This window comes from Streptomyces sp. NPDC054932 (assembly GCF_053610205.1).
In genome coordinates, this window is the sequence record NZ_JBSGXU010000309.1 from 1 (window position 1) to 5,919 (window position 5,919).

6 protein-coding genes and 1 pseudogene are annotated in these 5,919 nt (G+C 71.0%); 4 read left to right on the forward strand and 3 right to left on the reverse strand.

Going from position 1 to position 5,919, the window contains the following annotated elements; genetic code table 11:
* Positions 1 to 103 precede the first annotated feature (103 nt).
* Entirely contained in the window at positions 104 to 1,399 is a 1,296-nt protein-coding gene (locus ACWGE1_RS39545) for a hypothetical protein (RefSeq protein WP_453425309.1), read from the forward strand.
* A gap of 170 nt (positions 1,400 to 1,569) precedes the next feature.
* Here the strand turns inward: ACWGE1_RS39545 and ACWGE1_RS39550 are convergent, their stop codons facing one another.
* Both ACWGE1_RS39550 and ACWGE1_RS39555 read right to left on the reverse strand, forming a co-directional pair.
* The gene (locus tag ACWGE1_RS39550) at positions 1,570 to 3,003 is read right to left on the reverse strand and encodes a DUF2252 domain-containing protein (protein ID WP_453425310.1); all 1,434 of its coding nucleotides are present in this window, start codon (positions 3,001 to 3,003) and stop codon (positions 1,570 to 1,572) included.
* Between the two features lie 95 nt (positions 3,004 to 3,098).
* A complete protein-coding gene (locus ACWGE1_RS39555) occupies positions 3,099 to 4,100 on the reverse strand; it encodes a YhjD/YihY/BrkB family envelope integrity protein (protein ID WP_453425311.1) in 1,002 nt (333 codons plus the stop codon).
* 71 nt (positions 4,101 to 4,171) lie between these two features.
* Between ACWGE1_RS39555 and ACWGE1_RS39560 the strand changes: the two genes are divergently transcribed.
* The 3 genes from ACWGE1_RS39560 to ACWGE1_RS39570 all read left to right on the forward strand — a co-directional run bounded on the left by ACWGE1_RS39560 (position 4,172) and on the right by ACWGE1_RS39570 (position 5,726).
* Positions 4,172 to 4,822 (forward strand): GAP family protein, encoded by a 651-nt coding sequence (locus ACWGE1_RS39560; protein ID WP_453425314.1) that lies wholly within the window; start codon positions 4,172 to 4,174, stop codon positions 4,820 to 4,822.
* A gap of 103 nt (positions 4,823 to 4,925) precedes the next feature.
* Positions 4,926 to 5,399, forward strand: coding sequence for a DUF6325 family protein (locus ACWGE1_RS39565; protein WP_453425312.1), 474 nt, complete (start codon positions 4,926 to 4,928; stop codon positions 5,397 to 5,399).
* 24 nt (positions 5,400 to 5,423) lie between these two features.
* Complete coding sequence (locus tag ACWGE1_RS39570; protein ID WP_453425313.1) at positions 5,424 to 5,726, forward strand: SHOCT domain-containing protein; 303 nt, start codon at positions 5,424 to 5,426, stop codon at positions 5,724 to 5,726.
* 76 nt (positions 5,727 to 5,802) lie between these two features.
* On the opposite strand, the pseudogene ACWGE1_RS39575 reads toward ACWGE1_RS39570, so the two are convergent.
* Positions 5,803 to 5,919, reverse strand: a pseudogene (locus tag ACWGE1_RS39575) (ectoine/hydroxyectoine ABC transporter ATP-binding protein EhuA); the annotation flags it as partial.

Genomic DNA, 5,919 nt, shown 5'->3' on the forward strand with positions numbered 1-5,919 from the left:
GTGGGGGCAAGGAGAGCCGCCACAGCCTGCCCCGGCGCAGCTTCGCGTCCATCCACCGATCCCCTCCGGGATCCACGGCTCCCGACCCCGTAGGAGGTCAGCCATGCAGGGTGACGAGAACGCGGGCGAACTCGCGGCACTGCGCGCCAGGGTCGCCGCCCTGGAATCGGAGGCCGCGCAACGGACTCCGCCGAAGCACCGGATGAAGTCGCTGCTGTCCGCGCTCCTGATCATCATCGGGTGTGTGCTGGCTCCCCTGGGCATCGTCGCGTCGTGGACGTCGAGCATCGTGGGCAACACGGACCGCTACGTCTCCACGGTCGCCCCGCTGGCCTCCGACCCGGACGTCCAGGCGGCCGCCGCGAACCGCGTCACCGCCGCCCTGATGGAGCACCTCGACCTCGAAACCCTGCTGGAGGACGCGGCCCCCGAGCAACGACCGCTGCTCCAGAAGGCCCTGGGCAAGCTCGGCGGCTCGCTGGAGAGCGCCGTCAGCAGCTTCGTGAAGGAGAAGGCGCAGGACGTCATCGCCTCGGAGCAGTTCGAGACGATCTGGACCAATGCCAACCGCACGATCCACACCTCGCTCGTCAAAGCCCTGACCGGCAGCGGCGACGGCGCGGTGCAGATCAAGAACGACGCGGTGACCATCGACCTCGCGCCGGTGATCGAACAGGTGAAAACACGGCTCGTGGACGCCGGGATGGGTGTCGCGGCCAAGATCCCCGAGATCCACACCGACTTCACCGTCGTGCAGTCCAACGACATCGGCCGGGTCAAGACGGGCTTCCGGCTCCTCCAGATCCTCGGTGTGTGGCTGCCGATCATCGCCGTGCTGCTCGTCGCCGCGGGCGTCCTGCTCTCCGCCCACCGGCGCCGCATCCTGGTCACCGCGGCCCTCGCGGTGGCGTTCGCCGTCGCCGTCCTCGGCCTCGGCCTGACCGTCTTCCGTACCGTCTACCTCAACGCGCTCCCGGACACCGTCTCCCAGGCCGCGGCCGGCTCCGTCTACGACGCGATGATCCGCCTGTTGCGCACGACGATCCGGATGGTCGTGGTCCTCGGCATCGTGATCGCCCTCGCCGCCTGGCTCTCCGGCCCGGGCAAGTACGCCACGGCCGCCCGCCAGATCTGGCACTCGGGGATCGTCGCCACCCGTGCCACGGCTGACCGGCTGGGCCTGCGCACCGGGCCGGTCGGCCCGTTCATCCGGCGCCACCGCAAATGGTTCACCTGGGGACTGGTGGCCATCGCCGTCCTCGTGTACATCCTGTGGTCGTACCCCACCGGCTGGGTGGTCGTGGGACTCGCCCTGGCCCTGCTCTTCGCGCTCGCGGTGACGGACTTCCTCGCCGAGGACACGTCCGTCGACGAGGCTCCGAGTCCGCATCCGTCATGACGGGGTGGGCACCGCCGGCGACGGCGGTGCCTGCCGATGGAGGCGCCGAGGTCGGTGACGGTGTTCTGGATGCCGCCGGCCTCGGCGCTCCGCGCGTCGCGTGCCACGTCCGCGGCCGGGGCCCGGCGCCCGCGCTCCCTCGACCGGCGGTAGCGGTGGCCCCGTCCGGATCAGGCCGCGACGGCCTCGACCCGGCCGGACGCGATGGCGTCCACCAGTTGCCGGTGGTCGCGCTCGTTCTGGTCGGCGTAGCTCTCCGCGAACCGCACGAGCGCCTCGTCGAAGACGTCGCGGCGGCCCAGGTACGCCGCGATGGCGATCCGGTCCCCGGACCGGGCGTGCGCCCGCGCCAGGGTGACGCCGCACAGGCCGCCGAAGACGGCCATACCGCGCGGCACCATCTGGGACGGTTCTGCGATGCCCTTCCAGTCGCGCAGCTGGCGTACGTAGAAGTCCCGTTCGCGGTCGTCGATGCCGTACGCGTGCTGCCAGCCCAGGAAGATGTCGCTCGCGGCCTGCATCAGGCGCTGCCCGGCGACGACCCGCTCGCCCTCGGTGGCGTACTCGCTGGCGCCGGCGTACGCGGCGAGGACCGATTCACCGGCCTCCTTGGCCTGGAGGATCAGAGGGTCCTCTCCGTCGCGTCCCAGCAGCAGCACCACCCAGCAGCGCGTACCGACGCTGCCGACGCCCACCACTTTGCGTGCCATGTCCACGATGGTGTACTGCTGCAACAGGTGTCTGCGGTCCGTCGGGAGACTGGGCGCGTACTGCGCGACCAGGCCCCGGATCCGGCTGTCGAGAGCGTCGCGCTCCTGGTCCGGCAGCAGTTGGGAAATCGGTGTGATCAGCTGCGGCACGGCGGCGAACCGGCGACGGCCGTCGACCACCTCGGTGAGCTTCTCGAACGCCTGCATGCTGTCGCGGCCGCGCGCCTTGCTCAGCGCCTCGTTCACGTTCTTGCGGCCGCGGGTGTGGAGGGCGTCCTCCGCCAGTGCCTGCAGGTGCGTCTCGTCCACCCGCGCGTACCATACGTCGAGGTTGCGCATCCCGGCGAAGAGACGCATCTGCTCACGGTAGGAGCGCACCGTGGACCGTACGATCTTCGCGCGCTCCCGGTCGGTGAAGCCGTTCTCCCGGCCTGCGATCACCAGGCTCGTCGCGAGCCGTTTGACGTCCCATTCCCACGGCCCGGGCAGCGTCTCGTCGAAGTCGTTGATGTCGAAGAGGAGATTGCGCTCCGGGGAGCCGAGCAACCGGAAGTTCAGCATGTGCGCGTCACCGCACAGCTGGGCCCGGATGCCCGAGTCGGGTGTGTCGGCCAGGTCGGCGGCCATGATCGCGGCGGCACCCCGGTAGAAACGGAACGGTGCTTGCGCCATCCGGCCGTAGCGGATCGGCACCAGCTCCTGCAGCCTGGTTGCGGACTGCCGTTCGATGAGGTCCACCGGATCAACCCGGTCGGGCGACGGCTCGAAGTCCCCGTGGGCCGATCTCGGGGTCCGTGTCCGGGCGGCCCGGCCGTTCGCGGCCCGTTCCCCGGCCGAGAGCACGGGCCCGCCGCCCGCCGCGGCCGCCGTCGTGGTCGTGTCGCGCTTCGTCATCGTCGTTGACCTCCCGGCCGCCAGGGCCCCTGGTCCCCGTCTCCCAGCATGGCACTCACCCCGCACGGCCGCCGCACGGTCCTGCGCGGAGGCCCTCAGGGCTGCTCCTGCCGCAGTCTGCGGGGCAGCGGGCTGCCCAGCCGCCGGGCCAGGTACGGCTCCTGGGCGAGGGCCGCGCCCAGCGTGATGCCGACGGCGACCGCCACGCACAGCACGATCAGCCACGACAGGATGACGAACACCGAGCCGGTGGACCCGTACGTGGCGAGCGACCGGTTGAGGGCGATCGGCATGTAGAACCGCGCGCCCAGCGACAGCGCGGTCACCGCGGCGGCGGTGAGGAGGGCGCCGGGCAGCAGCGGGGGCCATCGGACCGCCCCGACCAGCAGGAGGTGCTGGCTCCACCACCAGGCGGCTGTCTGCAGGAGGAGCGTGAGGGGGATCCCGAGCCACAGGCCGAGTCCGAATCCGTCGCGGACCGGCCCCTGGAAGATCAGCAGGACCATCCAGGCGCCGATCCAGGCGAACCAGCGCCAGATCGCGATCCGCGTCCCGCCCCGCGGGATCTCCCAGGCACGCCGGCACAGGCGCTGCATGGCACGGCTCACCGCGGTCGCCGACAGCAGCACGATCACGGCGCCGACCGCTCCCACGGCGTTGCGGATGTCCTCCTCGCCGGAGCCGTCGAACACGTCGCTCAGCTGGTCGCTCGCCTGACCGGTGAGCCCGAACATCGTGCGTACGGAGGAGACCAGCTGGTCGCGTACCCCCTCCGGGGCGAACGAGGCGACGACGAAGAGCAGGGGCACGGCGGTCAGGAAGCACTGGGCGGCCAACCGGGTGGCGGAGTCGAAGATGTTCACGCCGATCATGCGCTCCGTGACATGGGTGATCACGGGGAACCGGGTCTCGGCCCGCTCCTGCGCCTGTTTGGCGGCCGCGGTCAGCTCCCGGGAGCGGCTTCGCCACCGTGCCTTGCGCTCCGACCACATCAGCGGCCCGCAGCGGCGTGCGGCACGGACGGCGGATGCCGGGTCGTCGTCATGGCGGCCTCCTTCGTCTGCGTCCAGGTTGGTGGACGCGGACGAAGGCGGCATCTCGATGGGCAAAAGGTGTCGGAGCCCGGCCCGGTGCGTAGTGTCGTATGTCGTCGCACGATTGGGGCGCCATGGTCCTCGACCTCATGCTCATCGCCTTGGCCATCGCCCTCTACCCGCTGCCCATGATGGCGTTCATCCTCGTGGTGTCCTCGCACAGGGGAGTGTGGAAGGGGCTCGCCTTCCTCCTGGCGTGGCTGGCCAACCTCGTCGTGGTGATCGCGATCGTGCTGGCCCTGACCGGCGGCCAACCCCCGTCGCCCCGTTCCCCGCCCGGCGTGGCCGCTCTCGCCCTCAAGCTGGCCATCGGCGTGGGACTGGTGGTCTACGGAGCACGCCGCTACCGCCGGATGAAGGGGAAGGCGGACCGGGACGCCACCGCGGAGCCCTCCCGTGTGGAGGTCGGTTCCGTGTGGGCCGCGGCGGGCCTGGCCGTGCTGATCCAGCCGTGGGGCATGGTCGCGGCGGGCGCGACGACCGTGATCGAGGCCGACACCTCGCACGCGACCACCTTCATCGCCCTGTTCGGCTTCTGCCTGCTCGCCAGCTCCGGCCTGCTGGTCGCCGAGCTCTACATGGTGTTCGCCCCGGAGGCCGCCCAGGACCGGCTGCTGCGGATGCGCGCGTGGATGGAGGGCCACAAGGACGAGGCCATCGTGTTCGTCTGTCTGCTGCTCGGGCTGTGGCTGACCGGACAGAGCATCTACGAGCTGACCGCTTGACCGCTTGACCGGCCCGGCGGCCGTCGGGACCGGCCAGACGTGCGCGGGCGCGGGCAGCGTGCTGGAATGAAAAGACCTTCCCCCCTCTGCGACAGGAGCTGCCATGAGCAGCGAGACCGAGGCGCGAGCCGATTTCGGCGACATCGAAGAACTGGGCCCGGTCGACTACATCGTGGTCGAGTTCCCGGGCAACCGTATGACGGGCGAGGGATTCCCGCTCCTCGTCGACCTCGTCGACCGGGGCATCATCCGAATCTTCGACTTCGTCTTCGTCCGCAAGGAGGAGGACGGCACGGTGACGGCGCTGGAGCTCCAGGACCTCGGCGGCGAGATCGATCTCTCCGTCTTCGAGGGGGCCGCGTCCGGCCTGCTCGACCACGGTGACATCCAGGACGCCGCCGGCGCCCTGGAACCCGGGAGCTCCGCCGGGATCATCGTGTACGAGAACACCTGGGCGGCGCCCTTCGCCCGTGCCCTGCGACGCGGCGGAGCGCAGCTCGTGGCCGCCGGACGGATTCCGGTGCAGGCCCTGCTGGCGTCGCTGGACGCCCTGGAGGACCCGTCCGCCGGAGAGTAGCCACACAGCCTGGAGATGAGCATCATGCCCGGACTTCTTCGCGGGGTCGCCCGCACCGCGGTCATCGCGGGCACCGCAACCGCCGTGTCCAACCGCGTGTCCCGCCGCCAGGGCGGCCGATGGGCGCAGCAGGACGCCCAGCAGCAGGCCCAGCAGGAAGCGCAGCAGCAGGCCGCAGCGCCGCCGCCCCCGCCGCCCGCCGCGGCGCCCCCGGCGGACGACATGACCACCAAGATCGAGCAGCTGAAGCAGCTCAGCACCCTCAAGGAACAGGGTGTGCTGACCGAGCAGGAGTTCGCCGAGCAGAAGCGGCGGCTGCTCGGCTGAGGGGCTGCTCGGCCGAACAGCGACGACTGCCGAAGGAGGGGGCACGGACGACCGTCCGTGCCCCCTCCTTCTGCGTTCACAGAACCTTGGAGAGGAAGGCCTTGGTCCGGTCGTGCTGGGGGTTGCCCAGGACGTCGCGGGGGTGGCCGGACTCGACGACGACGCCGCCGTCCATGAAGACGAGGTTGTCGCC